This window comes from Paenibacillus sp. 05T425 (assembly GCF_056396205.1).
On the sequence record NZ_JBFTLA010000011.1, the window covers coordinates 25548 to 49679 of the forward strand.

The 24132-nt window shown below is 53.3% G+C and carries 21 protein-coding genes and 1 riboswitch; of the genes, 15 read left to right on the forward strand and 6 right to left on the reverse strand.

Annotation, left to right across the window (positions count from 1 at the left end):
- Positions 1 to 79: 79 nt before the first annotated feature.
- The 4 genes from AC1DF0_RS23410 to AC1DF0_RS23425 are packed head-to-tail and all read right to left on the reverse strand — an operon-like array spanning position 80 to position 5246.
- On the reverse strand, positions 80 to 1699 hold the full coding sequence (locus AC1DF0_RS23410; protein WP_477575477.1) for a class I SAM-dependent methyltransferase: 1620 nt from the start codon (positions 1697 to 1699) through the stop codon (positions 80 to 82).
- Positions 1700 to 1702: 3 nt separating this feature from the next.
- Positions 1703 to 2563 (reverse strand): glycosyltransferase family 2 protein, encoded by an 861-nt coding sequence (locus tag AC1DF0_RS23415; RefSeq protein ID WP_477575478.1) that lies wholly within the window; start codon positions 2561 to 2563, stop codon positions 1703 to 1705.
- 30 nt (positions 2564 to 2593) lie between these two features.
- Complete coding sequence (locus AC1DF0_RS23420) at positions 2594 to 4144, reverse strand: glycosyltransferase (RefSeq protein ID WP_477575479.1); 1551 nt, start codon at positions 4142 to 4144, stop codon at positions 2594 to 2596.
- Positions 4128 to 5246: a tetratricopeptide repeat-containing glycosyltransferase family 2 protein gene (locus AC1DF0_RS23425; RefSeq protein WP_477575480.1), complete on the reverse strand. Its 1119-nt coding sequence runs from the start codon at positions 5244 to 5246 to the stop codon at positions 4128 to 4130. The genes AC1DF0_RS23420 and AC1DF0_RS23425 overlap by 17 nt, the downstream gene beginning before the upstream one ends.
- 207 nt (positions 5247 to 5453) lie before the next feature.
- Between AC1DF0_RS23425 and AC1DF0_RS23430 the strand changes: the two genes are divergently transcribed.
- The 7 genes from AC1DF0_RS23430 (at position 5454) to AC1DF0_RS23460 (ending at position 12388) form a co-directional block, all read left to right on the forward strand.
- The gene (locus AC1DF0_RS23430) at positions 5454 to 5771 is read left to right on the forward strand and encodes an alpha-helical endospore appendage domain-containing protein (RefSeq protein WP_475824289.1); all 318 of its coding nucleotides are present in this window, start codon (positions 5454 to 5456) and stop codon (positions 5769 to 5771) included.
- Positions 5771 to 6316 (forward strand): hypothetical protein, encoded by a 546-nt coding sequence (locus AC1DF0_RS23435; RefSeq protein WP_477575481.1) that lies wholly within the window; start codon positions 5771 to 5773, stop codon positions 6314 to 6316. Before AC1DF0_RS23430 ends, AC1DF0_RS23435 begins: the two co-directional genes overlap by 1 nt.
- Positions 6313 to 7455 carry a glycosyltransferase family 2 protein gene (locus AC1DF0_RS23440; RefSeq protein WP_477575482.1) on the forward strand — a complete coding sequence of 381 codons (1143 nt, stop codon included), beginning with the start codon at positions 6313 to 6315 and terminating at the stop codon, positions 7453 to 7455. Before AC1DF0_RS23435 ends, AC1DF0_RS23440 begins: the two co-directional genes overlap by 4 nt.
- The gene (locus AC1DF0_RS23445; protein WP_477575483.1) at positions 7428 to 7748 is read left to right on the forward strand and encodes an alpha-helical endospore appendage domain-containing protein; all 321 of its coding nucleotides are present in this window, start codon (positions 7428 to 7430) and stop codon (positions 7746 to 7748) included. The genes AC1DF0_RS23440 and AC1DF0_RS23445 overlap by 28 nt, the downstream gene beginning before the upstream one ends.
- A 65-nt stretch (positions 7749 to 7813) precedes the next feature.
- On the forward strand, positions 7814 to 10582 hold the full coding sequence (locus AC1DF0_RS23450; RefSeq protein ID WP_477575484.1) for an alpha-helical endospore appendage domain-containing protein: 2769 nt from the start codon (positions 7814 to 7816) through the stop codon (positions 10580 to 10582).
- Positions 10583 to 10782: 200 nt separating this feature from the next.
- A complete protein-coding gene (gene msrA, locus AC1DF0_RS23455) occupies positions 10783 to 11769 on the forward strand; it encodes a peptide-methionine (S)-S-oxide reductase MsrA (protein ID WP_442052455.1) in 987 nt (328 codons plus the stop codon).
- 46 nt (positions 11770 to 11815) lie between these two features.
- The gene (locus AC1DF0_RS23460; RefSeq protein ID WP_442052454.1) at positions 11816 to 12388 is read left to right on the forward strand and encodes a nitroreductase family protein; all 573 of its coding nucleotides are present in this window, start codon (positions 11816 to 11818) and stop codon (positions 12386 to 12388) included.
- 324 nt (positions 12389 to 12712) lie between these two features.
- Here AC1DF0_RS23460 and AC1DF0_RS23465 read toward each other — a convergent pair whose 3' ends face one another.
- Both AC1DF0_RS23465 and AC1DF0_RS23470 read right to left on the reverse strand, forming a co-directional pair.
- Positions 12713 to 13990 (reverse strand): LysM peptidoglycan-binding domain-containing protein, encoded by a 1278-nt coding sequence (locus AC1DF0_RS23465; protein ID WP_477575485.1) that lies wholly within the window; start codon positions 13988 to 13990, stop codon positions 12713 to 12715.
- 387 nt (positions 13991 to 14377) lie between these two features.
- A riboswitch (purine riboswitch) is annotated at positions 14378 to 14477 on the forward strand.
- Positions 14455 to 14610, reverse strand: coding sequence for a hypothetical protein (locus AC1DF0_RS23470; protein ID WP_442052452.1), 156 nt, complete (start codon positions 14608 to 14610; stop codon positions 14455 to 14457). (Overlaps the previous riboswitch by 23 nt.)
- Before the next feature lie 103 nt (positions 14611 to 14713).
- On the opposite strand from AC1DF0_RS23470, the gene purE reads away from it, so the two are divergent.
- The 8 genes from purE to purF all read left to right on the forward strand — a co-directional run bounded on the left by purE (position 14714) and on the right by purF (position 24104).
- Positions 14714 to 15199 carry a 5-(carboxyamino)imidazole ribonucleotide mutase gene (gene purE / locus AC1DF0_RS23475; RefSeq protein ID WP_475824281.1) on the forward strand — a complete coding sequence of 162 codons (486 nt, stop codon included), beginning with the start codon at positions 14714 to 14716 and terminating at the stop codon, positions 15197 to 15199.
- Positions 15196 to 16389, forward strand: coding sequence for a 5-(carboxyamino)imidazole ribonucleotide synthase (gene purK, locus AC1DF0_RS23480; RefSeq protein ID WP_477575486.1), 1194 nt, complete (start codon positions 15196 to 15198; stop codon positions 16387 to 16389). The genes purE and purK overlap by 4 nt, the downstream gene beginning before the upstream one ends.
- A 7-nt stretch (positions 16390 to 16396) precedes the next feature.
- Positions 16397 to 17692 (forward strand): adenylosuccinate lyase, encoded by a 1296-nt coding sequence (gene purB, locus AC1DF0_RS23485; protein WP_477575487.1) that lies wholly within the window; start codon positions 16397 to 16399, stop codon positions 17690 to 17692.
- Between the two features lie 16 nt (positions 17693 to 17708).
- On the forward strand, positions 17709 to 18605 hold the full coding sequence (locus AC1DF0_RS23490) for a phosphoribosylaminoimidazolesuccinocarboxamide synthase (protein ID WP_442052448.1): 897 nt from the start codon (positions 17709 to 17711) through the stop codon (positions 18603 to 18605).
- An 869-nt stretch (positions 18606 to 19474) separates the two neighbouring features.
- A complete protein-coding gene (gene purS, locus AC1DF0_RS23495; protein WP_307476050.1) occupies positions 19475 to 19720 on the forward strand; it encodes a phosphoribosylformylglycinamidine synthase subunit PurS in 246 nt (81 codons plus the stop codon).
- 4 nt (positions 19721 to 19724) lie between these two features.
- Positions 19725 to 20420 carry a phosphoribosylformylglycinamidine synthase subunit PurQ gene (gene purQ / locus AC1DF0_RS23500; protein ID WP_337103660.1) on the forward strand — a complete coding sequence of 232 codons (696 nt, stop codon included), beginning with the start codon at positions 19725 to 19727 and terminating at the stop codon, positions 20418 to 20420.
- Positions 20398 to 22641 carry a phosphoribosylformylglycinamidine synthase subunit PurL gene (gene purL, locus AC1DF0_RS23505; RefSeq protein WP_475824276.1) on the forward strand — a complete coding sequence of 748 codons (2244 nt, stop codon included), beginning with the start codon at positions 20398 to 20400 and terminating at the stop codon, positions 22639 to 22641. Before purQ ends, purL begins: the two co-directional genes overlap by 23 nt.
- Entirely contained in the window at positions 22626 to 24104 is a 1479-nt protein-coding gene (purF, locus tag AC1DF0_RS23510; RefSeq protein WP_477575488.1) for an amidophosphoribosyltransferase, read from the forward strand. The genes purL and purF overlap by 16 nt, the downstream gene beginning before the upstream one ends.
- Positions 24105 to 24132 lie beyond the last annotated feature (28 nt).

Genomic DNA, 24132 nt, shown 5'->3' on the forward strand with positions numbered 1-24132 from the left:
CAAGAAGGAAAGAAAAAGCCATATGCGTAGCTGCCAATGGCGAGATTGGCAGTTGAACATATGGCGACTTCGATTTCGATTAGCGCTTAACGAACCAGCCAAGCAGATGGCCGTTGAATACTTGAATCGATTGCACGTCGAAAAACGTCGTTTCCGCAAGGGCGTACAGCTCGTCGATAGAGTAATATTTGATCTCCGCATCGATGAACGAATTACCGGGCTCGTAGTAGGGCAGCTGGAACAAATCGGGCGAGGGATGATTAGGCACAAAATGCCGCTTCCACGGTGTCGAGAGCAGAAGGCTGCCGCCTTCACGCAGACGCGCGCGGAATTTCTCGAATACCGGAATCGGATTGTAGTTCATATGCTCCAGCACTTCCGTGAACAGAATCACATCGAACGGCTGGGAGCCCGGAATTTCTTCCGCTTCGATATTGCAGGAAGCCCACTTAATCCCGTAATCGTCACTGAGGCGGGGCGGCCAATAGCGATCGGTCATATCAACGCCGTAGCAGTCGGCGCCCGATAGGGAGCTGTAGAGCAGAAGCGTGCCATAAGCCGCTCCGACATCAAGCACTTTGGGCTTGTCGGCTGCAGGGCCATCTCCGGCTTGCCCTCGTTGAAGCAGACGATCGAGCGTTGGAAGCAGCGGAAGCCAATAGGAAGCCTCCGCGTCGCGGTAGGCAGTCAAGTAATGCGGATTGCCGTTGTCGCTATGATAGTCGGTGAGCAGCTGTTGAACTTGAATGAGCCGCTTCATGGAATGAATAAGCGTAGGCGAGAGGCCGATGCCGGACAGCTCGTTCAAGGTAGCGGTAATCTCGTTGTCTGCTGACGAGATTTCGATATTCGGGCCGAAGCTGCCGTATTCATCCGCATCCTCAGCCGCTTCATTGAAAGAGGCGGCGTTCGCCCCCAACTCCACAAGGTCTGCAGGCGCTGCCTGCTCCTGCTTGGACTCTACCGTACCGATCGTTACACGGAGATAACCCGGAAAATTAGGCAGCTCCGAAGGGGCGAGCGCTTCATACCATAAGCGGAGCGCTTCCTTCACGGCGCTTGTGCCTGGTATGAAATCGAGGAATGCTAAGCTGTCAACGAAACCGGTATGCGTCTCTTCAATAGCCGTTATTCCGCTCAATTCGAATGCTGCGAGCAGACTGTCGACCGGATGCTCAGCCCCGTACATCCACGTTCCCATAGATTCTGCATGGGCTTTGCCTACTCTGTATGGAAGGCAGTGGGCGTTCGGAGTCATGACGAGCACGATGCCGCCTGGCTTCGTAATTCTCGCCATCTCCTTCAAGATGTTAACTTGCTCATCAAGCTCGAAGTGCTCCAGCACGCCTGCATTCCATACGAGATCGTAGCTTGCGGATTGCAGTCCGCTGCTTCTGATGTCCGCGAGCAGGAAAGTAGCCGCCGCCTCTTGCTCATAGAACGCTTCGCGGCTATTCGCAAGCGCCAAGTCGGAGTAATCGATCAAGGTGACGAGCGCTCCTTCTTGCGCTAACCGAAGCGAAATTTTACCCGTTCCTGAGCCAGCCTCGACGATCTGTTTCCCTTCTATATCGCCGATTGAGCGGCGAAGCTGTTCATATACCGTTTGGCTTAGCGGGTCCCACTTGTAGGAAACGCCGCCTGACCAAATGCGATCCCACACTTTTTTCTGTTCCGTCCAGCCGATTCCGCCTGTCACTAGCTATCCCTCCCGTGTTCTTGGAATGTATTTGTGATACAGCGAATGAAAATACGACTTCTCGCCATGAATCGCAGCCAAATGCTTCAGTCCGTAAAATCCGTATTGACGTACCAGTCCTTCTTCATTGCGAACGAACTCCTGCTGGATACCGCTAAGCGACATACGCTGGCCTAACGTGGCGTGGTAGACCCAGCTATTCAGAGTGCACTTCGGCCGCCAATTCGTTCGCAGGCCCATGTAGTAGGAATAACCGAGCAGCAGACTGTCATCCTCGAAGCCTTGCTTGCCGGTTAGAAACCGGGTATCGTAGCCGCCGAGCTCGCGAAGGAGGGAGGCACGGTGAACAACGGGATGGACGAAACCTGGCTTCAGCCCGTCATTTTCACTGGGTAATTGCTTTAGCCGTTCAATAATGGCGGCCGGATTGCCGGGCAAGTCGATATATCGGCCTAATGGCTGTAATTCACCGCTCGCCGTAAGAATGCCGGGACAAATGACCGGCTCATCAGTCGTTTCGAGGCAATGGATCAGCGGTGCATACCAATCGGGAGTGAATAACATATCGACGTGAATCTCCGAAATGTAAGGAACAGCAGGGTAATGCTGCTCGATGTAACGGAAGCAGGCCATGCGCGCAGCAGCAATGCCAATGTTCTCGCCATCGCCGATCAGAGCGGCAGATATGCCGCTGCGGAAAATAAGCGCATCCAGTTCATTCGCCGACAGCGAACCTTGATTGTATAAAATAATGTGATGATCGTGAGAGGCGCGAAGGCTTCGCAAGCATTCATAGAGCATTCGGATATCGTTATCCCGGTGCTCGGGGCGAATGAGCAGCGGCATCGTATGTACAATGTGCATGGAAGCGGACTCCTCTCCGAGTGGTGGCCGTTATTCCTCGTTCCATTTTACAAGATTGGGTTCGGGGTCAAGGATAGATTCATACTGCTCCGGCCAGCCGTAGGCAGCATCCGGATCGAGCTCCTTGTAGCGCAGCCACTTCTCCAATCGATGGGACTCCTTCGCCCAGCCCATATGCTTCACGCGAACCGGCGAGAGGTGATGGGGCAGCTCGAATACGTTCTCGGGAAATCGGCCGCAATGCTGGGGCGTTTCCTTCCACTGATAGTCCAAGTCCGGTCGGTAACGAAGGAGGAAAGGGCGGTAGAGGTTGTGAGATTGCCAATAAGCATCGTCTCTATAATGCGTCTCGTTCCAGAAGTCGTACAATCGGAAGCAGAATAAATCAATGTCTTGCTGGTTCAGCATGCTGTCGAGCTCCTGGACGAATCGGTCTTCGAGCAGCTCATCCGCATCCATATTCAAGATCCATACCGGACCGACGCGCAATGTTTCTTCCCATTGCTGCTTGCGCAGCTCCACCTCATTGCGGAATCGCGACAGGCGATTGCGAACGAGTCTGACAGGGATGCCGCGAAGCGCCTCCATAACGACTTCTACCGATTCGTCTGTACTGCCGTCGTCGATAATGACGGCTTGCCCGATATATGCGCTATGAGCCTGCAATACTTGCCTCAGGTATCTGCTTGCTTCGTTGCGGATGACCATCGAGAGCGTAAGCGTAGGGCGAGGATTCCTCGGCGTTGCGTGAACCAGCGCAGGCTCGATATGCGCCCGGATAAAGTCGTCCGCGCCTGCAAGATCGCTGCTGCGATAAATATGGTAGGCAGGATAATGAGTATCGACATGCAAAGACAAGCCAAGCGCAGCTGCGCGAATGCAGAAGTGGCGATCCTCGCCCCAGAAGCTCAAGTTCGGAATCGCCTTAAAACTGACCCCCCGTTGCAGAGCGTGCTTGCTGATGAACGTGCAGGCCCCAAGCCCGCCAACCTCGTACAGTCCCGGCCGCTGCAGCTTGTTAATGAAGGCCTGATACCGCTCGGCAACTTGCCCGTCATCCAGCTTCTCCCCGCGGTGCTGCTCCCACTGTGTATATTCGTCCTTCAACCATACTTGGGGCTGCAGCGCAGCATTCGGCTGCCAACGCGTCCAAAAAATTTCGGATACGATATCGACTTTGGCTGCCAAAAGCTTTCCGACCGTCGCAGGGTGCAATAACAGATCGGAGTCGATCAGGAAGACGCCATCGCAGCCTTGCGCCACCGCGTGACGAAGTATCGTATCCTTATACGCGGCGACCTTCCATATGAGATGCTCGTTCCAATAATGGGTTAGATCATTGCGTATGTAATCCTCGCTGCCGGTAACTTTGTCTATGATTGATCCTGCATATCGATCGGCGAACGATTGCAGCAGCTCGGAAGACGCAGGTTGATCGTTATCGTCAATGAAATAGAACGTGGGCTCGAATGACGAGTAATCGAGCCGTGACAGGGAAAGCAGGAACTTGGCTAATATATCGGGCGACTGGCGAATCGGGCTGCCGATCAGAATTTGCGGCTTGTCAATTGTCACCGGCATCGCCTCCTGAGGAGTCGGCAATCATCTTCGACAGCACGGTACGGAAGTAAGCGCGGTTGCTCAGCATTCGCGAATCCTCGGGACGGTATTGAAGGGCAAGCTCGTTGTGCTGACAGGCAATTTCGTACTTGCCGATTCGGTCGTAGCAGACGCTTAGCTGAAGGTGCGGAAGCCAAGTCGAGCAGGTGGGATTGACGAAGCCGAGATGATTGTCCGGCAGCTTCAGCTCGGTGGCCATTTTGTACCAGACGATTGCGCTGTTGTAATTATGGTTGTTCAGAAAGTGGAAACCGATCCGGCAGCAGAACTCCGCTCGCGGCGAGTCATATTGCAAGGAACGAAGCGAGGATTCCAGCTCCGCCTGGGAATCGCCGAGCGCATGGTAGCAGTCGGCCAGCCTGCCGCAAGTGGATATATTATCCTCGATCCAACCCTGGCGCGTAGCCAGAAACGATTCGTAGTAGTGGATCGCCCTCGTATATTGGGCATGCTCCTTCAGCTCATTTGCGAAGTAATAGAGATCGCGCGGGGATAGCTGCTCGCCGGCGGCGACACGCTTCTCGTATATTTTCAAATTGCGGTCCGAATCACGTTCGTTGTTCGTGCTTTTGTGCGTGACGGCAATATCGCTGTTAATAATGTTTCCGTTCACTTGAAGATATTCATGTACTTGCCCGATCCAGCGGAAATACCGCTCCCGCTTGACGAGCCTATTGCGCCGCAGGCTGAACGTCRCGTTGCCGAATTCGTCCTCGCTCAGGTTGTACAGCATCGTGACCGAATCGACGGAGGGGTCAAGCGATTGCTTAAGTGCCCGCAGCTTGTCTTGATCCTCTTGCTTCAGCACATCATCCGCATCCAGCCACAAAATATAGTCTTTGGTCGCCTGATCAAACGCATAGTTGCGGGCAGCGCCAAAATCATCTATCCATTCGAACGTATGCTTATTGTCGGTATATTGCGCAATGATCGCTTGCGTACGATCTGTCGAGCCGGTATCGACGATAATAAGCTCGTCAACAAGGTCCGCAACCGTATCCAGGCAGCGGCCGATTATCTCTTCTTCATCCTTCACGATCATGCACAGGCTAATCGTAATCAATGCAAGACGCCTCCATTATTGAAGTTATAGTCTACGCTGATTGTTATTCATGGGGGCTAGTCAACATGAATGATTTTCTCCGAATCGCTTTACGTTTTTGGTGCTCGATGGCATAAGTGTTGGAGAAATCAATACTCATAGTTAATAAGGGAAAAAAAGCTCTTACGACTAAATACGCAGCCGATGTCCCATAAGGAGGTTTCGACGATGAGCATGCCGACTATTCCCGATGAGCCGTTCCGCCCTAGCAAAGAGCAGGTCGTTATCGACCTATTGAAATCTATCGCCCTTGAAGAAACGTCGATTGCCCATCTGCTAAACGCGGAGGCGGAGAAGGTACAGGCACTCGTTCGCAAATCGACGCACAGCAGCATGGACGCCTCGGAGGAGACGTTATGCAGAGTGAGCCAGCAGGTTATTAAGCTGATGGATGTCATCGTGATGAAGGAGTGGCTCTTGCTTCGCAAATTGGAAAATGCGATGGCATTCCATGAGGCGGACGATTGCTGGGAGCTTGAGGAGTAATGGACGCTCTGCCGGAAGAGAGCAGTGGAGAGGCGATTGACAACATAAGTTATCCTGCACTGGAAGAGCTTTTTGCTGCTCTCCTTGCCGTAGCTGAGGCTTACCGGTCGCTAATGGAGCTTCGAAGGCGAAGAGGCGTTCTAGGTGCGACATATCGGGAAGCGCAACGGGGTATACATACTTTTTCACAATTTTCTTTTCTGATTACGTGGCAATCTGACTTGCTGCAGGGTCATTTACATAAGCTTAACAGCCCCCAATATTCGAGTAACCGCAATCGTCTACATCGTTATTCCGCTAAGCTGTCCGAGCAAGTGAAGAGCATGCAATATCCAGCCCTCGATTTTTTTCGATCTGCCCCAATTCAAGTTCCTTTCGCCCCAAAAACCCAACCCATAAGTTCAGCGGTCCACGTGTATGATGATGCTCAGTCGATTGTTAATGAGGCCCGGCGGCGCGAAGCAGCCGCAGCGGCGCCGCTGCTTACCCTGCCTAAGCTGCAGCCGAATAAGAACGATAAGCGTGGAAGGGGAAGACAAGGGTGAATGATAGATTGCTGTCCTTATGCATGATTGTTAGAGACGAAGAGAAGCGGCTCGGCCGCTGCCTCGATAGCGTGCAGCATACGGTAGATGAGATCATTATCGTCGATACGGGCTCTAGTGATCGAACGATAGAGATCGCCCGCTCGTACGGAGCGAAGGTGCTTAGACGGGAGTGGACGGAAAGCTTCGCTGACGCACGCAATGAAAGTATCCGTGAGGCAAGCGGACAATGGATATTATGGATGGATGCCGATGAGGTGCTGCGCGAAGGTGATGGTGAGAAGCTGCGCATGTATGTTCAGCAATCGGAGGAGGATGTGCTTCTGCTGGAGCTGTTCAATTATTACGGAGACGGCGAGGCTGATGAATCCCAGGTCTATATGCTTGCGCACCACCGGCTATTCCGCAACCGGCGAGGCTTCTCATTCGTTCATGCGATCCATGAGCAGCTAACTTCCGAGGAGGTGGTTCTGAGTCAATCGGAGCTTAAGCTACTGCCGATTCGAGTGTATCATTTCGGATATTTGGAGGAGGTGGCCGCTGAGAAGCGCAAATTCGAGCGCAATATGAAGCTGCTGCAGAAGGAGAAAGCATCGAACAGCGATAATCTGTGGATGGACTATCATATCGCAGGCGAATACTATCGAGTCGGCCAATACAAGGATGCGTTTCGTCATACGAACGCGGCAATACTTCGATTTCTTGCTGGCGGGAAGCTGCCGCCTTCGGTGTTCTACCATATGAAATATGCTATTTTGACGGCAACGGGCAGTTATTCGGGCGCATGGCCGGGGATCGAGAAGGCTATTGCTTTGTATCCGGAATATGTGGATTTGCATTTTTTTAAAGGCGTTATTTTATATATGGGAAAAAGATATGCCGAAGCGCTGGAGACGTTTCGACATTGCTTGAAGCTAGGGGATTCGTGCAATCTTCATTTGAATAAAAGAGGAGCAGGCAGCTTTTATTCTCAATATTATATAGGGCGCTGCTATGAAGAGATGGGAGCAGAAGAGCTCGCTAGGGCTGCGTATCTGCTGGCTGTTGCGCAGTATCCTGCGTTCGGGGAAGCGAATGAGCGATTGGATGAGTTGGAGAGGGGGGATGAGCGATGTCTCAAGCCAACATTCCCAATATAACGCCGACAATAACCGTATCGCTCGAGGAGTCGATTAATATGCTGTTGTCCTCGATTGCCCTGGAGGAAATGGCATTGGCTCATATTGTGAACGCCGAAGCGGAGAAAATTCAATATGTACTTGGAACGCTTGAGAATGGTCAGGCGAAACCTCCTCCCGCTTCGTTCGAGCAATTGCTGACTATTAACAATTCGGTCCGCAAAATGATGCATGACGTTGTCGTGAAAGAAATGCTGCTCCTAATGAAGTTCGAAAATGTGATGGAGCTGGTGGAGAGCAAGAAGCTTCCTTGATAAGGGAAGCAATTAGTGACTGGACGCGGTGGTAAGTTCAACGAGAATCGAGGTGGAATGCAGAAGTGTCACAGTCCAATATCCCTAATATTACCCCTTTAATTACGATTACGAGAGACGATGCCATTAACTTATTGCTATCATCGATTGCCCTAGAAGAGCTGGGGCTTAGCCATATCATTAATGCGGAAGGAGAGAAGCTTCAGTACATTCTCGGCACTTTGCCTGGTTTAACAGGTCCTCCCGCTACGATCAGCGATATTCTGACTGTGAATGAAAGTGTTAGAAGCACGATTCGCGAGCTGACGAAGAAGGAGTTCCTGCTCCAGACGAAGCTGGAGAGCATATTGTCCACCCCCATCTCCGTAGGGCCGACCGGTGCGACAGGTCCGCCTGGACCGACCGGCGGGCTTGTGCCGGGGGAGTTCTTATTTAATGTGTTTGGCGAGACGGGTTCGGCAACGGTCGGTGTAGGAGAGAACATTACATTCGAATCCGACACGCTCGATATTACCGTGACTCAGGGGTCGGCGATCGTTCGTATTGAGAATACGACCTATGCTACGGGAGCGACTGGTTGGACAGGAGCTACAGGGGCGACTGGAGGAACAGGAGCAACCGGTGCAACAGGAGCGACTGGTGGAACGGGAGCAACAGGAGGAACGGGAGCGACAGGTGCAACAGGAGGAACGGGAGCGACTGGAGGAACGGGAGCGACAGGTGCGACTGGAGGAACGGGAGCAACAGGAGCGACTGGAGGAACAGGAGCAACGGGTGCTACTGGTGGAACGGGAGCAACGGGAGCAACGGGAGCAACGGGTGCAACTGGAGGAACGGGAGTAACGGGAGCAACGGGTGGGACTGGAGGAACGGGAGCGACGGGTGCGACTGGAGGAACGGGAGCAACAGGAGCAACAGGAGCAACTGGAGGAACGGGAGCGACAGGTGTTACTGGAGGAACGGGAGCGACAGGAGCGACTGGAGGAACGGGAGCAACAGGAGCGACTGGAGGAACAGGAGCAACGGGTGCTACTGGTGGAACGGGAGCAACGGGAGCAACGGGTGCTACTGGTGGAACGGGAGTAACGGGAGCAACGGGAGCAACGGGTGCTACTGGTGGAACGGGAGTAACGGGAGCAACGGGTGGGACTGGAGGAACGGGAGCGACGGGTGCGACTGGGGGAACAGGAGCGACAGGCGCGACTGGGGGAACGGGAGCGACAGGTGCGACTGGAGGAACGGGAGCGACGGGTGCGACTGGAGGAACAGGTGCGACAGGAGCAACCGGTGTTACTGGAGGAACAGGTGAAACCGGCCGAACGGGTGTGACTGGTGCAACAGGAGCAACCGGCACGGGAGCAACCGGTCCGACAGGAGCGACAGGTGAAACCGGCCCAACGGGCGTGACCGGAGCAACAGGAGCAACAGGCACAGGAGCAACTGGTCCGACAGGAGCGACAGGCGGAACGGGCCCAACAGGTGTGACCGGAGCAACAGGTGCAACCGGAACAGGAGCAACCGGTCCGACAGGAGCGACAGGTGCCACCGGCCCAACGGGCGTGACCGGAGCAACAGGAGCAACCGGCACTGGAGCAACAGGTCCGACAGGAGCTACGGGCGTAACAGGTCCGACGGGTGTAACAGGTGCAACAGGAGCAACCGGAACAGGAGCAACAGGTCCAACAGGAGCGACAGGTGCCACCGGCCCAACTGGCGTGACCGGAGCAACAGGAGCAACCGGCGCGGGGGCAACCGGCCCGACAGGAGCTACGGGCGTAACAGGTCCGACGGGTGTAACAGGTGCAACAGGAGCAACCGGCACAGGAGCAACCGGTCCGACAGGAGCGACAGGTGAAACCGGCCCAACGGGCGTGACCGGAGCAACAGGAGCAACCGGCACTGGAGCAACAGGTCCGACAGGAGCTACGGGCGTAACAGGTCCGACGGGTGTAACAGGTGCAACAGGAGCAACCGGAACAGGAGAAACAGGTCCGACAGGAGCGACAGGTGCCACCGGCCCAACGGGAGTATCCGGAGCAACAGGTGCAACCGGTACAGGAGCAACCGGCCCTACAGGAGCAACAGGCGAAACCGGCCCAACAGGTGCAACCGGGGCAACAGGAGGAACGGGTCCAACGGGTGCAACCGGCCCTACAGGAGCGACAGGTGTCACCGGCCCAACGGGTGTAACCGGAGCAACAGGTGCAACAGGCACAGGAGCAACCGGCCCAACAGGAGCGACAGGTGTCACCGGCCCAACAGGCGTGACTGGGGCAACAGGAGCAACCGGAACGGGAGCAACCGGCCCAACCGGTGCGACTGGAGCAACGGGAGCAACAGGTGTCGCTGTCGGTGTTGACGGATTCTCTGGCTTTGTCACAGCTCTAGCCGTATCCAGTTCTACACAAATTACAGGCTTTAGCGTTGCTAGCCCTTATTTCAATAATGGCACCTTTAATGCGGGTACAGGTAACTTTGTCGTTCCTACAACGGGTCGATATGCTATTGAAGCTACAATTAACTACTCAACAACGGCGGCCATTAGTTTGAGCTTAGGCGCGGGTATCAACCCTGCTTTTGCTGTTCGTAGAACTTCAGGAACTCCAATAGATCTTATCAGTGGCTTATTCCCTTTGCTTAACGTAAACGTTGCTTTAGTTCTAACGCTTAGAGCGATATTAGGCAATGGCGCTGTTACTTTGGCAGGCGATGTAGCGTTGAATGCGGGCGATGTAATCGGTTTATTCTATGTAGATGGAGGGTTGACCATTTCGTTAAACTTGGGTGGAGCGACAAACTCCGGTATCGTATGGTCCATGCACCGCATAACGTAATATAGCTTCAACGAAAAGGAGGACTGCTTGGCTACATATGTAGCTAAAGCAGTCCTTTTTTCTGCCCGTTATGCTTGTTATTTTACCGGGAAGCTCATTTGAATAACGGTACAGTTGCTGAACTTTGTTGTATGACCCTCTTGTCATGTATAATAGGAGAGAAAGGTTCTCAATTTACAAGTCAATGGAGGGAGATCAACATGGATCAACCATTATCGCATAATAGCGGCCAGCGCCGCACGGAACAAGCAGCATTCGCAGGAGGGTGCTTCTGGTGTATGGTATCGCCTTTCGAGGAAATGCCAGGTATCGTCTCTATCGTCTCCGGCTATACAGGCGGGCATAAGGAAAATCCAACGTATGAAGAGGTATGCTCCGATACGACTGGACATGCAGAAGCCGTTCTTATTACGTACGACCCCGACGTATTTCCCTATGAGAAGTTGCTAGACATCTTCTGGCATCAGATCGATCCTACGGATGCAGGCGGGCAGTTCCATGACCGCGGCGATTCCTATCGGACGGGCATCTTCTATTATACGGAAGAGCAGCGCAAGCTGGCTGAAGCGTCGAAGCAGGAGCTTGCAGCAAGCGGACGCTTCGATAAACCGATCGTGACCGAGATCGAACCGGCAGGTAAGTTTTATGCGGCTGAGGATTATCACCAGGGCTATCATAAGACGAATCCGTTCCGTTACAAAATGTACCGTAAAGGCTCTGGACGCGACGCTTTCATCGCGAAAAACTGGAGTATGCGCAAGGATCAGGCTGAGCTGAAGAAGAAGCTAACTCCTATCCAATACGAAGTAACGCAAAATAGCGCTACGGAGCGTCCATTCACGGGAGAATATTGGGATCATACCGAAGACGGTATCTATGTCGATATTGTATCGGGTGAGCCATTATTCAGCTCGCGAGACAAATATGATGCCGGTTGCGGCTGGCCGAGCTTCACGAAGCCACTTCAGGCTGCTTCCATTTCGGAGCACACCGATACGAGTCATTATATGGTGCGCGTAGAGGTGAGAAGCAAGGAAGCCGATTCGCATCTGGGTCATGTGTTCGACGACGGACCGCAGCCGACGGGACTGCGCTATTGCATCAATTCGGCGTCGCTTCGTTTCGTAGCGAAACAGGATTTGGAGAAGGAAGGCTACGGGGAATACCTCGTGTTATTTAACGAGTAATTTGAAATATAGTTAGAAGCTAACATAAGTCGGGGGAGAGAATGTCATGTTATTGGAAGAGGCGATTCAAGGACGAAGATCAATCGGGAGAGTGAAAAGCGATCCCGTTCCGCGTGAAGAAATCGAGAAGCTGTTGGACGCGGCAGTATGGGCGCCAAACCATTTCAATACACAGCCATGGAAGTTCATTGTGATGACAGGCGAGGGCAGATCGGCTTTGGGCAACGGATACGCCAAAGTTGCTGCAGCGCAGCTTCCCGATCTTAGCGGAGAGGAGCTGGAGGAGCGTCTGGCGAAGGAGCGCACGAAAGCGTTCCGTTCCCCAGTCGTGATCGCGGCAGTATGTTCACCTTCGGATGATCCCCGGGCCGTATTGGCAGAGGAGATGGCTGCCGCACATTGCGCGGTGCAGAATCTGCTGCTAGCCGTTCATGCGAACGGACTAGGCGCCGTATGGCGTTCGGGTGATCCGATGTACCATCCGGCAATGAAGGAAGCATTCAGCCTCTCCGAAGCTGAACAGCTGGTAGGGCTTGTGTTCATCGGTTATCCCGATATGGCCGCGCCTGCTGCGAAGCGTACGCCGGCTGCAGAGAAGACTGTTTGGTTGGAACAATAAGGCATTAAGCATTAAAGGCTGTCCGAGTGTGTCTGGTCTATTCCAGATCCCTTATCGGACAGCCTTTTAATATGAATGGAGGCTATAATAGATATTTGCAGGATAGAGCGACCTTTTGTGGCCGGCATAATAGCCTACACTGGATTTTTTGCAGCAACTTCTTTATGGGATGGTGAAATGAGGCTTCCTGAAGCAAAGTTAGAGCAAATATCAAACTAGCTCTGGTTAGGGCTCATTTTCGGCTAAAGTTGATGCAGATATCCAACATAGCTTAAGGGTAGGTTATGTGTCTTCGGATCGTATAGCGTTATTGAAGCGTTAAGCTTAAACTAGCTTCTTAATTGTGAAGTTCGCATTCAGCACATACCAATTTTGCGGGAACGAGACGCCGAGCACCCAATAACTGATACCGCGCAAATGATAGCTTTTGACGATGTTGAACTTGGCTTGCACGCTGCGGGCATCCTCGAACCATACGGTGTGCTCGCGGCGCTGCTCGTCGAAGTAATTGTAATGCGGTGATTGGCTCAGCGCGTCGTATTTGATTTCTGCGCCGTATTTGGCGGCACGACGCACCGCTTCCTGCGGGCTCACCGTAGGGGCCCACTTGCCTCCTTGCACGTAAGGGAGCGTCCAGTCATAGCCGTATAACGGCATGCCCATGACGATTTTGCCAGCCGGAATGACGGTGAGGGCGTAGTTCAGCACCTTCACGACTTCGTTTAGCGGCGCGACGGCGCGCGGCGGTCCGCCTGACCAGCCCCATTCATAAGTCATCAGAATGACGAAGTCGACGATTCGTCCGTGAGCGGCATAATCATGAGCTTCATACAGAGTACCGGTCTGATCGGCGCTTATCTTCGGGGCAAGGCAAGTTGAAACCAGATAGCCGCTTGGATGCAGACGGTCTACGAGCTTCTGCAGGAAGGCGTTGTAGAGGGCTCGGTCGGCAGGCGGTACGTACTCGAAGTCGACGTTGAGCGCGAGATATCCTTTGTTTTTCATAATGGCCAAAATGTCCRTAATCAGCCGTTCTTGTACAGGCTGGTTGGACAAAACGGCATGAGCGATCTCGGGGCTGAACGTGCCGTTCTCGAAGTTCGTAATAACCATCATCGGAGCGGCGCGGTGTGCGTAGCCTGCTTTGATAATAGCCGAGTCGTCGAGCGGGATCATCGAGCCGTCCAACTGCACGCGATAGCTGAACGGACTTAAGTAGGTTAAGTATTGGCCGATATCATTCACAATCTCGACGCCTGCTGCTCCGAACTTCTCGGTATAGGCATTAACCTCTGTAACCGGCTTCGTCGCTTGCGGAATCGTAATCACCTGTCCGGGGTAAATTAGCGCTGGATTGCTAATTGGATTCACAGCCATCAACTGCTGAAGCGAGAGACCGTACCGCTCTGCGATCGCCCACAGGCTCTCCCCAACCAGCACTTTATGGCTGGTTACTTGCTGAGGAATAATGACCGATTGGCCGATGACGAGCGGTTCATCTCCCCGCAGTCCGTTCGCGGCAAGTATGTTATCGAGAGGGACGTCGAATTTCTGCGACAACGCCCAAAGTGTATCCCCCCTTTGCACGACGTGAATATGCATGCCTGCCCAACCTCCTTATACGCTTTGTGGTTCATCCATGGAATGGAAATGCCGAAATAGACGCTACTAATCATCTATATTCAAGAAGAGCCGTCCCTAGTCTGCAAGTACGACCGGGAACGTCTCAAATGAGGTTAGGCTCTGTTTTTCGATTCATGMCAGTGGGCATAAGCCCTTTTTTTGGGCATACTGTTCTGATTTTCCGTACGATTTATTCAAAAAAACGAACCTTTATAAAACTTCCTCTCATAATGTTCGTATTTTATTGACAGTGTTAGGGGGATTGGATAAACTAGAGTAGGCTTGAGGCGAGCACACTGCCTTGAACGACAAGATTCGACAAATATCATGATATGCGTTATATATTAAAGTAGAAGAAATAACGCTAACACTTAGTTAAGATACACTCGTATATTTTCGGGAGAAGGCCCGAATGTTTCTACCCGGAAACCTTATTTTCTGGACTACGAGCGTGAAGTGAAGCGATGAACGAGAGCTGCGCACAGCCATTTGCCAAGCATAGGTTGCTCCTCTGACGGGGCAGCCTTCTGTTGTCTCCTAGCGCTGGAAGCTGCCTCATCATCGAATCCTTTACTGAGCGGCAGGCGGCATACATTCATTGTCGCCGGCGCTCGCGCTCGTAGTCCGAGGCAGCCTATATATGGTTGCTTGCGGGCTTTTTCTGTTTTTCCATACTCTATTGATGAAAGTAGGTTTGATCGCATGTCTGCGAAGGTAGGCGTAATCATGGGCAGCAAGTCGGATTGGGACACAATGAAATTAGCCTGTGACGTTCTGGAGGAGCTTCAAATTCCGTATGAGAAAAAGGTAGTGTCGGCGCATCGTACACCGGATTTGATGTTCGAATATGCGGAATCGGCAGTAGAACGAGGGCTTAAGGTCATTATTGCCGGAGCCGGCGGAGCTGCACACTTGCCCGGCATGGTCGCTGCGAAGACGATTTTGCCGGTTATTGGCGTTCCTGTTAAGTCTTCGAATCTAAGCGGACTTGATTCGCTGCTCTCCATCGTACAAATGCCGGGCGGCATTCCGGTTGCGACAGTCGCGATCGGCAATGCAGGCGGCACGAATGCAGGCTTGCTTGCGGCGCAAATGATCGGCGCGTTCGATCCTGAAGTGCAAGCGCGCGTAGAAGCGCGCCGCGAGCGCGTGAAGCAGGAAGTGCTGGAAAGCAGTGAGACGCTATGAGCAGCGGAGCGGGCAATAAGTCGTCCGCATCCGCAGAGAATGTGAAGACGCTGCTTCCTGGCAGCACGATCGGCATTCTCGGCGGCGGTCAGCTTGGCCGAATGATGGCGAATGCAGGCAGCGCGATGGGCTATCGGTTCATTGCTCTTGATCCAACGCCGGATGCGCCATGCGGGCAAGTATCGGAGCAGATCGTAGCGGCTTATGACAATCGTGAGGCGGCTCGCGAGCTTGCGAAGCGGTCGGATGTCATCACCTACGAGTTCGAGAACGTTGATGCCGATGTCGCAGCAATGCTGATGGCGGAATCGTACGTGCCGCAAGGCAGTGAGCTGCTTTATACGACGCAGCATCGGCTTCGCGAGAAGCAAGCGATCGAAGCGGCGGGCGTTCGCGTAGCGCCTTACAGCGAGATCCGCAGCGTGGACGAGCTTCGCGAGGCGGTAGAACGTTTCGGTACGCCTTGCGTGCTGAAGACGGCGATGGGCGGTTACGACGGCAAAGGCCAATGGGTCATCCGCAGCGAAGACGAGATCGCCGAAGCTTACGAGACGCTTTCGCGCGCGGGCGTGCAGCTCGTACTCGAGCAGTTCATTCGCTTTGACAAAGAATTATCAGTAATAGCGGCGAGAAGCCCGCAGGGTGAAATAAAAGCGTTCCCTGTTGCGGAAAATATTCACGTCGATAATATATTGCACTTATCTATCGTGCCGGCACGTATTAACGAGGACGTGCAGCGTGAAGCGGAACGACTGGCGATGCGCATTGCCGAAGGGCTTGGCGTCGTAGGGTTGATCGCGGTGGAGCTGTTCGTTACGGCGGATGGCGAGCTGTTCGTTAACGAACTGGCTCCTAGGCCGCATAACAGCGGTCACTATACGATGGAAGCTTGCCGAACTTCGCAGTTCGAGCAGCATGTACGCGCGGTATGCAACCTGCCGCTCGGGGATACGACGCTCATGAGCCCTGTCGTTATGGTTAACGTACTTGGGCAGCATGTAGAGCCGCTGCTTGCGCTTATGGCGCAGCGCGACGAGTCGGCGGAGCGGCTTCACGTTGCGCCGAAGGTGCATTTGTACGGAAAGAAGGAAGCGGTATTCAAACGCAAGATGGGCCATGTGAACGTCCTTGCGCCAAGTACCGAAGCAGCGCTGGAATGGATTCAAGAAACGAATATTTGGAAGGTGTGAATGGTTTATGTTAGAGCGTTACAGCAGACCGGAAATGAGAGCGATTTGGACAGAAGAGAACAAGTTCAACGCTTGGCTCGAAGTTGAACTATGCGCATGCGAGGCTTGGTCCGAGCTTGGCGCGATTCCGAAGGAAGATGTCGTGGCGCTTCGCAAATCGGCGGCTTTCGATATTGATCGCATCTACGAAATCGAGTTAGACACTCGCCATGACGTTATCGCGTTCACACGCGCTGTGTCCGAGAAAGCAGGTCCTGAAGGCAAATGGGTTCATTACGGTCTTACTTCGACCGACGTTGTCGATACGGCGAACGGTTACCTGCTCCTTCAAGCCAATGCGATTTTGTTCAAAGATATCGAGCGTTTCATTGAAATTCTTCGCGACAAAGCGATCCAATATAAAGATACGCCTATGATGGGCCGTACGCATGGCGTTCATGCGCAGCCGACGACGTTCGGTCTGAAAGTAGCTCTCTGGTACGAGGAAATGAAACGTAACCTGGAGCGTTTCCAGCATGCGGCTAACGGCGTACAGTTCGGCAAAATGTCCGGCGCTGTAGGCACGTTCGCGGATATCGATCCGTTCGTGGAAGAGTTCGTCTGCAAGAAGCTTGGCATCACGGCAGCTCCTATCTCGACGCAAACTCTGCAGCGTGACCGTCATGCCGAATATATGGCAACATTGGCGCTCATCGCGTCCTCGCTCGACAAGTTCGCTACGGAAATTCGCGCTTTGCAGAAGAGCGAGTTCCGTGAGGTTGAAGAGCCTTTCGCGAAAGGTCAAAAAGGATCTTCGGCAATGCCGCATAAGCGCAACCCAATCGGCTGCGAGAACATCTCCGGTCTTGCACGCGTTATTCGCGGACATATGCTGACGGCTTACGAGAACATTCCGCTCTGGCATGAGCGCGACATCAGCCACTCGTCGGTTGAGCGCATCATTTTGCCGGATGCAACGATGCTGTTGAACTACATGCTGAACCGTCTTGGCAACATCATCAACAACCTGACGGTGTTCCCGGAAAACATGAAGCGCAACATGCAAGCGACTTACGGCGTGCCGTTCTCGGGCCGCGTATTGACGAAGCTGATCGACAAAGGCTTCAGCCGCGAAAAAGCATACGACACGGTTCAACCGCGCGCGATGCAGGCTTGGGAAACGCAACGTCAGTTCCGCGATATCATCAGCGAGACGGAAGAGGTTACAAGCGTACTGTCGGCTGAAGAAATCGACGACTGCTTCAACCCGGCATGGCACCTCAAGCATGTCGACACGATCTTCTCACGTCTCGGATTAATCTAGGGAGGGCAAGCCATCAATGACTGTTCAATCGCAAGCTTTATCCACGGCTGTTGATTACATTAAGGCTCCTCTAATTTATAAAGGCAAGGTGCGAGAATTGTACGATCTCGGCGAGCATTTCCTAATCGTCGTGACGGACCGCATCTCGGCATTCGATTACGTGCTCGACCCGGCCGTGCCGGACAAAGGCAATGTGCTGAACCGCCTATCGGCTTATTGGTTCGAGCAAACGGCCGACATTCAAGTCAACCACGTCGTGCATACGGACGTTGAGAAGCTTGGCGACCTTGTTACCGAGCCTGAACTGCTTCGCAATCGCATCATGGTTACCCGCAAAGCGGAGCGCATCGATATCGAATGCGTCGTTCGCGGCTATATCACGGGCGGAGGTTGGAGACAATACCAGCAAACGTCCGCGATCAACGGCATCGAGCTCCCTGCGGGTCTTCGCAAGAACGAGCGCTTCCCGGCGCCGATCTTCACGCCTGCTGCGAAAAACGACGTCGGTCACGACGAGGACATCCCGTTCGAGAAGATGGCTGAGATGGTTGGCGCTGAGCTCGCAGAAGAGCTTCGCGACCGCAGCATCAAGTTGTATGAGTTCGCGCATGAGTATTGCGCGAAGCATGGCATCATTCTTGCCGATTGCAAATTCGAATTCGGACTTATCGACGGCAAAGTTATATTGATCGACGAAATCTTCACGCCGGACTCGTCCCGCTTCTGGGCCGAAGGCAACTACGCCTTCGACATCGAGATCGACAGCATGGACAAAGAACCTGTACGCACTTATCTGCTCGGCTCCGACTGGGATCGCGACAGCAAGCCTGCTCCGCTTCCCGAATCCGTAGTAGCAGCGACGACCGCCCGCTACCGCGACATCTACCGCCGCCTCGTCGGCGTTGAATTATAAAGGTTTGTATGTTGTAAGGTTGGGTACAAGCGCCGCTTGGTTGGATTTCGTCCAGTCTAAAGTAACCTTATTCATTCGTTTCTAAGCTTTGACTGTAAAATATCCAATCAAAAGCGCCTGTTTCCCGGATTTAGAGCTCATTACTCCCATTTAACTGTAGGAAATACAGTCAAATGCAGATTTCGGCTCGTAACGCTCGATTTGGCTGGATGAAATCCAGTCAAAGCACCGCAGCCAACGAAGTGCGGCTGCTCTGGTAAGCATGGCAGCGGTGAACCCCGCGGCCGTTATACAATAACGGGAATTTCTCCCGTTAAATTGGCTCGAATGAACGCTCTCGCACGAATTAACTGGAAAACCTCCCGCTAATTTCACCAAATCGGCCTCGAAGCCTGGTTTAGCGGCGAAATAACGGGACAACCTCCAGCTAATTCATCGCATCAGCTCATATCCGCCGAAATAACAGGACAAATTCCAGTTAATCCGCCAACGCCGCAACATCTCACCGATAATGAGGGAGATGGGGATGAGCACCTCACCCGGTAAACGGGCAGAAGCTCGGCGATGGTGAACTAACCAGCTCTCTTTAACAGCCAGCGCGCGCGCAAGCGCAAAGCGCGGCTGTCCAAGCTTCACCGACCACCCCGCAGCGGTTTTTGAGTTTGTGGAAAATGGACAAGTGAGGGGAGCAAGGGTTGTTGTCGTAGAGCGACAGCGCTCGCGTCTAGCTATCGTAAATTTACACATGAAGGTGTAATTAAAAATTTACGATTGCTAATGCGACGGAGACAATTGCCCTTGCGTACTCACGAACGATCCCTTTTCCCAGCTCATACCCGCAAAGGGAAAACTCACATTTCCAGGAGGCTATTATGAAGGCAACCGTCTATGTCACGATCAAAGAAAACGTTTTGGACCCGCAAGGAACAGCTGTACAAGGCGCGCTTCACTCGATGGGCTTCGCCGAAGTCGGCAAAGTGCGCATCGGTAAATACTTGGAGCTTGAGCTTGATACGAACGACCGCGCAGAAGCAGAAGCACGCATTAAAGTGATGTGCGAGAAGCTGCTTGCGAATACGGTTGTCGAAGATTACCGTTTTGAGCTGGAGGGATAAGACGATGAAGTTTGCAGTTATCGTATTTCCAGGCTCCAACTGCGACATCGACTGCTACAAAGCGGTTGAAGAAACGATCGGCCAGCCTGTCGACTACGTATGGCATACGGCTACCGACCTGTCCGCATATGACGGCATTCTAGTTCCTGGCGGTTTCTCCTACGGCGATTACCTTCGCTGCGGCGCTATCGCTCGCTTCGCTAACGTAATGAGCGAAGTGAAGAAAGCGGCTGACCAAGGCAAGTTTATCCTTGGCATTTGCAACGGATTCCAAATTTTGACCGAGGCTGGACTGCTTCCTGGCGCTTTGATCCGCAACAACGGACTGAAGTTCCGCTGTCACCAAACGCCGCTTGAAGTTGTTAACAACAACACGGCTTTCACCAACCAATACTCGCAAGGCGAGATTATCAATATTCCGATCGCTCATGGCGAAGGCAACTACTTCTGCGATGATGCAACGCTTGCTGAACTGAAAGCGAACAACCAAATCGTGTTCCGCTATGCAGGCGACACGAACCCGAACGGTTCGGTAGAGAACATCGCGGGCGTAAGCAACAAAGCAGGCAACGTAGTTGGCATGATGCCGCATCCAGAGCGCGCAGTTAATCAATTGCTGGGCTCGGAAGACGGCAAACGGATGTTTACATCGATTTTGAATGCATGGAGGGAACAACATGGCGCAGCAGTTAACGGCTAAAGAACCGACGGCGGAGCAAATTGCCGATCAGAAAATTTACAGCCAATTTGGCGTATCCGATTACGAATATGAGCTTATTTGCGGATTCCTTGGCCGTAAGCCCAACTACACGGAGATCGGCGTATTCAGCGTCATGTGGTCCGAGCACTGCTCGTACAAAAACTCCAAACCAATCTTGAAAAAATTCCCGATCACAGGTCCTCGCGTCCTGATGGGACCGGGCGAAGGTGCGGGCATCGTCGACATCGGCGACAACCAAGCGGTCGTTTTCAAAATTGAATCGCATAACCATCCATCTGCAGTTGAGCCTTTCCAAGGCGCGGCTACAGGCGTAGGCGGCATTATCCGCGACATTTTCTCGATGGGCGCACGTCCGGTTGCTCTTTTGAACAGCCTTCGTTTCGGCAATCTTGAGAATGAACGCGTTAAATATTTGTTCGAGCACGTCGTTAGCGGCATCGCTGGCTACGGCAACTGTATCGGTATTCCTACCGTTGCGGGCGAAGTCATGTTCGACGAAAGCTATGAAGGCAACCCGCTCGTTAACGCGATGTGCGTGGGTCTTATCGATCACGATAAAATCCAACGCGGCGTAGCAAAAGGGGTAGGCAACCCGGTATTCTACGTTGGTCCGGCAACGGGCCGCGACGGTATCCACGGCGCGACATTCGCATCCGTCGAGCTGTCCGAAGAATCCGAAGAGAAGCGTACGGCTGTACAAGTAGGCGATCCGTTCATGGAGAAGCTCGTTATGGAAGCAACGCTTGAGCTGATCGATTCCGGTATCGTACTTGGTATTCAAGATATGGGCGCAGCAGGCCTCACTTGCTCCAGCGCGGAGATGGCTTCGAAAGCAGGCAACGGCCTTGAGCTGTACCTGGACGAAGTTCCGCAACGCGAGACTGGCATGACGCCTTACGAAATGATGCTTTCCGAATCGCAAGAGCGCATGCTGTTCGTTGTTGAACCGCAGCATGAAGCGCAAGCGAAAGAAATTTTCGACCGTTGGGGCATTATTTGCGCCAAAGTCGGCAAAGTAACCGATGACGGACGTCTTCGTTTGTTCCACCAAGGCGAAGAAGTAGCTGATATGCCGGTTAAAGCGCTCGTTGACGAGTGTCCGGTTTATGAGAAGCCATCTGCAGAGCCAGCTTACTATCGTGAGAATGCGAAAGTGGATACAGCTGCTTTTGCCGAAATCACGGACTTGAACGGCGCTTTGGAAAAAGTGCTTGCATCCCCTACGGTTGCTAGCAAAGAGTGGGTTTACAATCAATACGATTACATGGTTCGTACGTCGACGGCTGTTCAGCCGGGCTCCGACGCGGCTGTTGTGACGATTCCCGGCACGCGCAAGGCGCTTGCAATGACGACGGACTGCAACGGTCGTTATGTATATCTGGATCCTGAAGTTGGCGGACGTATCTCCGTTGCTGAAGCAGCGCGCAATATCGTTTGCTCCGGCGCAGAGCCGCTTGCGATTACGGACAACCTGAACTTCGGCAACCCTGAGAAACCTGAAGTGTTCTGGCAGCTTGAGAAATCGGCAGACGGCATGTCCGAAGCTTGTGTCGTGCTGGATACGCCGGTAATCGGCGGTAACGTCAGCTTGTACAACGAGAACGCGAAAGGCGCGATCTACCCAACGCCGGTAATCGGCATGGTTGGTCTCGTACACGACGTTGACCACATTACGACGCAAGGCTTCAAAGCTGATGGCGACGTGATCGTCTTGATCGGCGAGACGAAAGCCGAGTTCGGCGGCAGCGAGCTGCAATACGTGCTCGAAGGCGCGGCTAGCGGACGTCCACCTGAAATCGACCTCGCTACGGAGAAAAAAGTAATCGGTGCCGTTCTTGGCGCGATTCAAAAAGGTCTAGTCGCTTCGGCGCATGACTTGTCCGAAGGCGGCATTGCGGTAGCTGCAGCAGAATCTTGCATCAGCGGCGGACTTGGCGCAGAGATCGCTCTCTCCACTGAGCTTCGCGCGGATCAATTGCTGTTCAGCGAATCGCAATCGCGTATTCTGCTCTCCGCTAAACCGGAAAATGCTGCGGCATTGACGGCTTACCTGAACGAGCAAGGCGTAATCAACGCTACTATCGGTACGGTTAAAGGCAGCAGCCTTTCCATCAACGTAAACGGCAAATCCGGCATCAACGCGCCGGTCAAACAACTGGAGAAGGTCTGGAAGGATGCGATTCCATGTCTGATGAAATAAGCAAGCATTTGCTTTGGACGGGAGATCATTATAACGAGGGTATCGGACGTGACGATATTTTCGACAAACTGCGTGAAGAGTGCGGCGTCTTCGGGGTATTCAATATCCCGGCGGCGTCGAGCCTCTCTTACTACGGCCTGCATGCGCTTCAGCATCGCGGCGAAGAAAGCGCGGGAATTTGTACGGTTGATACGGCTAACGGCAATGCCTTCGCCTATCACCGCAACATGGGGCTAGTTAAGGAAGTGTTCGGCAAGGACGAGCTTGACCATCTGAAGGGCGACCGTGCGATTGGCCACGTTCGTTATTCGACGGCAGGAGAGAGCAAGCTGGCGAATGCACAGCCGCTTATCTTCCGCTATCGCGATGGTGACCTCGCTGTTGCGACGAACGGCAACATCGTCAATGCGCCGGAAATCCGCAAGGAGCTTGAGATGTCGGGATCGATCTTCCAGACGTCGAGCGACACGGAAGTAATTGCGCATCTGATCGCTCGTTCTCCGAAGGATTTCGAGACGGCGGCGAAAGAAGCGTTGCAGCGTATTGTCGGCGGATTCGCGTTCCTGATCATGACGAATGAAAAGCTGCTCGTCGCTTCCGATCCGAACGGACTTCGTCCGCTCGTCATGGGTCGTCTAGGCGATGGCTACGTATTCTCGTCGGAATCTTGCGCGTTCGAGACGATCGGCGCGGAATATGTTCGCGATGTGCAGCCGGGAGAATTGCTGATTTTCGACGCTGACGGTATGCGTGAAGACCGTTATGCAGAAGTAGAGCGCCGTGCGACTTGCGCGATGGAATACATTTATTTTGCCCGCCCGGACAGCGATATTAACGGAATCAACATCCACTCGGCGCGCAAACGGATGGGACGCCAGCTCGCGCAGGAATCATTCGTGGACGCGGATATTGTAACGGGCGTGCCCGATTCCAGTATTTCCGCGGCGATCGGTTATGCCGAGCAAACGGGTATTCCTTATGAGCTTGGACTTATCAAAAACAAATATACAGGCAGGACGTTTATCCAACCTTCCCAAGAGCTGCGCGAAAAAGGCGTGAAGATGAAGCTTTCCGCCGTTCGCAAAGTCGTGGAAGGAAAACGCGTCGTCATGATCGATGATTCGATCGTGCGCGGCACGACCTCGCTTCGTATCGTGAACCTGCTTCGTGAAGCAGGCGCGACCGAAGTGCATGTGCGGATAACGTCACCGCCTTTCAAAAACCCGTGCTACTACGGCATCGATACCCCTGACCGCAAGGAGCTGATCGCTTCGTACCGGACGGTGGAAGAAATTCGCAAGCAGATCAACGCGGACTCGTTATCTTTCCTAAGCAATGATGGCTTCGTTGATTCGGTCGGCGGCAATGACGGTGCGTATAACCGCGGCATGTGCCTGGCTTGCTTCGACAATGACTATCCGACGCCTGTGAACGAAGAATCGGACAAAAGCTGCAGCTGTTAGCGGCTGGCGGTGTGGGGAACAACTAAAG

Excerpts from the sequence above, each read along its gene's own strand:
- AC1DF0_RS23415 (WP_477575478.1), bottom strand. The coding sequence starts at position 2,563 with ATGCACATTGTACATACGATGCCGCTGCTCATTCGCCCCGAGCACCGG.
- AC1DF0_RS23420 (WP_477575479.1), bottom strand. The coding sequence starts at position 4,144 with ATGCCGGTGACAATTGACAAGCCGCAAATTCTGATCGGCAGCCCGATT.
- AC1DF0_RS23430 (WP_475824289.1), top strand. The coding sequence starts at position 5,454 with ATGAGCATGCCGACTATTCCCGATGAGCCGTTCCGCCCTAGCAAAGAG.
- AC1DF0_RS23435 (WP_477575481.1), top strand. The coding sequence starts at position 5,771 with ATGGACGCTCTGCCGGAAGAGAGCAGTGGAGAGGCGATTGACAACATA.
- AC1DF0_RS23445 (WP_477575483.1), top strand. The coding sequence starts at position 7,428 with ATGTCTCAAGCCAACATTCCCAATATAACGCCGACAATAACCGTATCG.
- msrA (WP_442052455.1), top strand. The coding sequence starts at position 10,783 with ATGGATCAACCATTATCGCATAATAGCGGCCAGCGCCGCACGGAACAA.
- AC1DF0_RS23460 (WP_442052454.1), top strand. The coding sequence starts at position 11,816 with ATGTTATTGGAAGAGGCGATTCAAGGACGAAGATCAATCGGGAGAGTG.
- AC1DF0_RS23470 (WP_442052452.1), bottom strand. The coding sequence starts at position 14,610 with ATGAATGTATGCCGCCTGCCGCTCAGTAAAGGATTCGATGATGAGGCA.
- purE (WP_475824281.1), top strand. The coding sequence starts at position 14,714 with ATGTCTGCGAAGGTAGGCGTAATCATGGGCAGCAAGTCGGATTGGGAC.
- purK (WP_477575486.1), top strand. The coding sequence starts at position 15,196 with ATGAGCAGCGGAGCGGGCAATAAGTCGTCCGCATCCGCAGAGAATGTG.
- purB (WP_477575487.1), top strand. The coding sequence starts at position 16,397 with ATGTTAGAGCGTTACAGCAGACCGGAAATGAGAGCGATTTGGACAGAA.
- AC1DF0_RS23490 (WP_442052448.1), top strand. The coding sequence starts at position 17,709 with ATGACTGTTCAATCGCAAGCTTTATCCACGGCTGTTGATTACATTAAG.
- purQ (WP_337103660.1), top strand. The coding sequence starts at position 19,725 with ATGAAGTTTGCAGTTATCGTATTTCCAGGCTCCAACTGCGACATCGAC.
- purL (WP_475824276.1), top strand. The coding sequence starts at position 20,398 with ATGGCGCAGCAGTTAACGGCTAAAGAACCGACGGCGGAGCAAATTGCC.
- purF (WP_477575488.1), top strand. The coding sequence starts at position 22,626 with ATGTCTGATGAAATAAGCAAGCATTTGCTTTGGACGGGAGATCATTAT.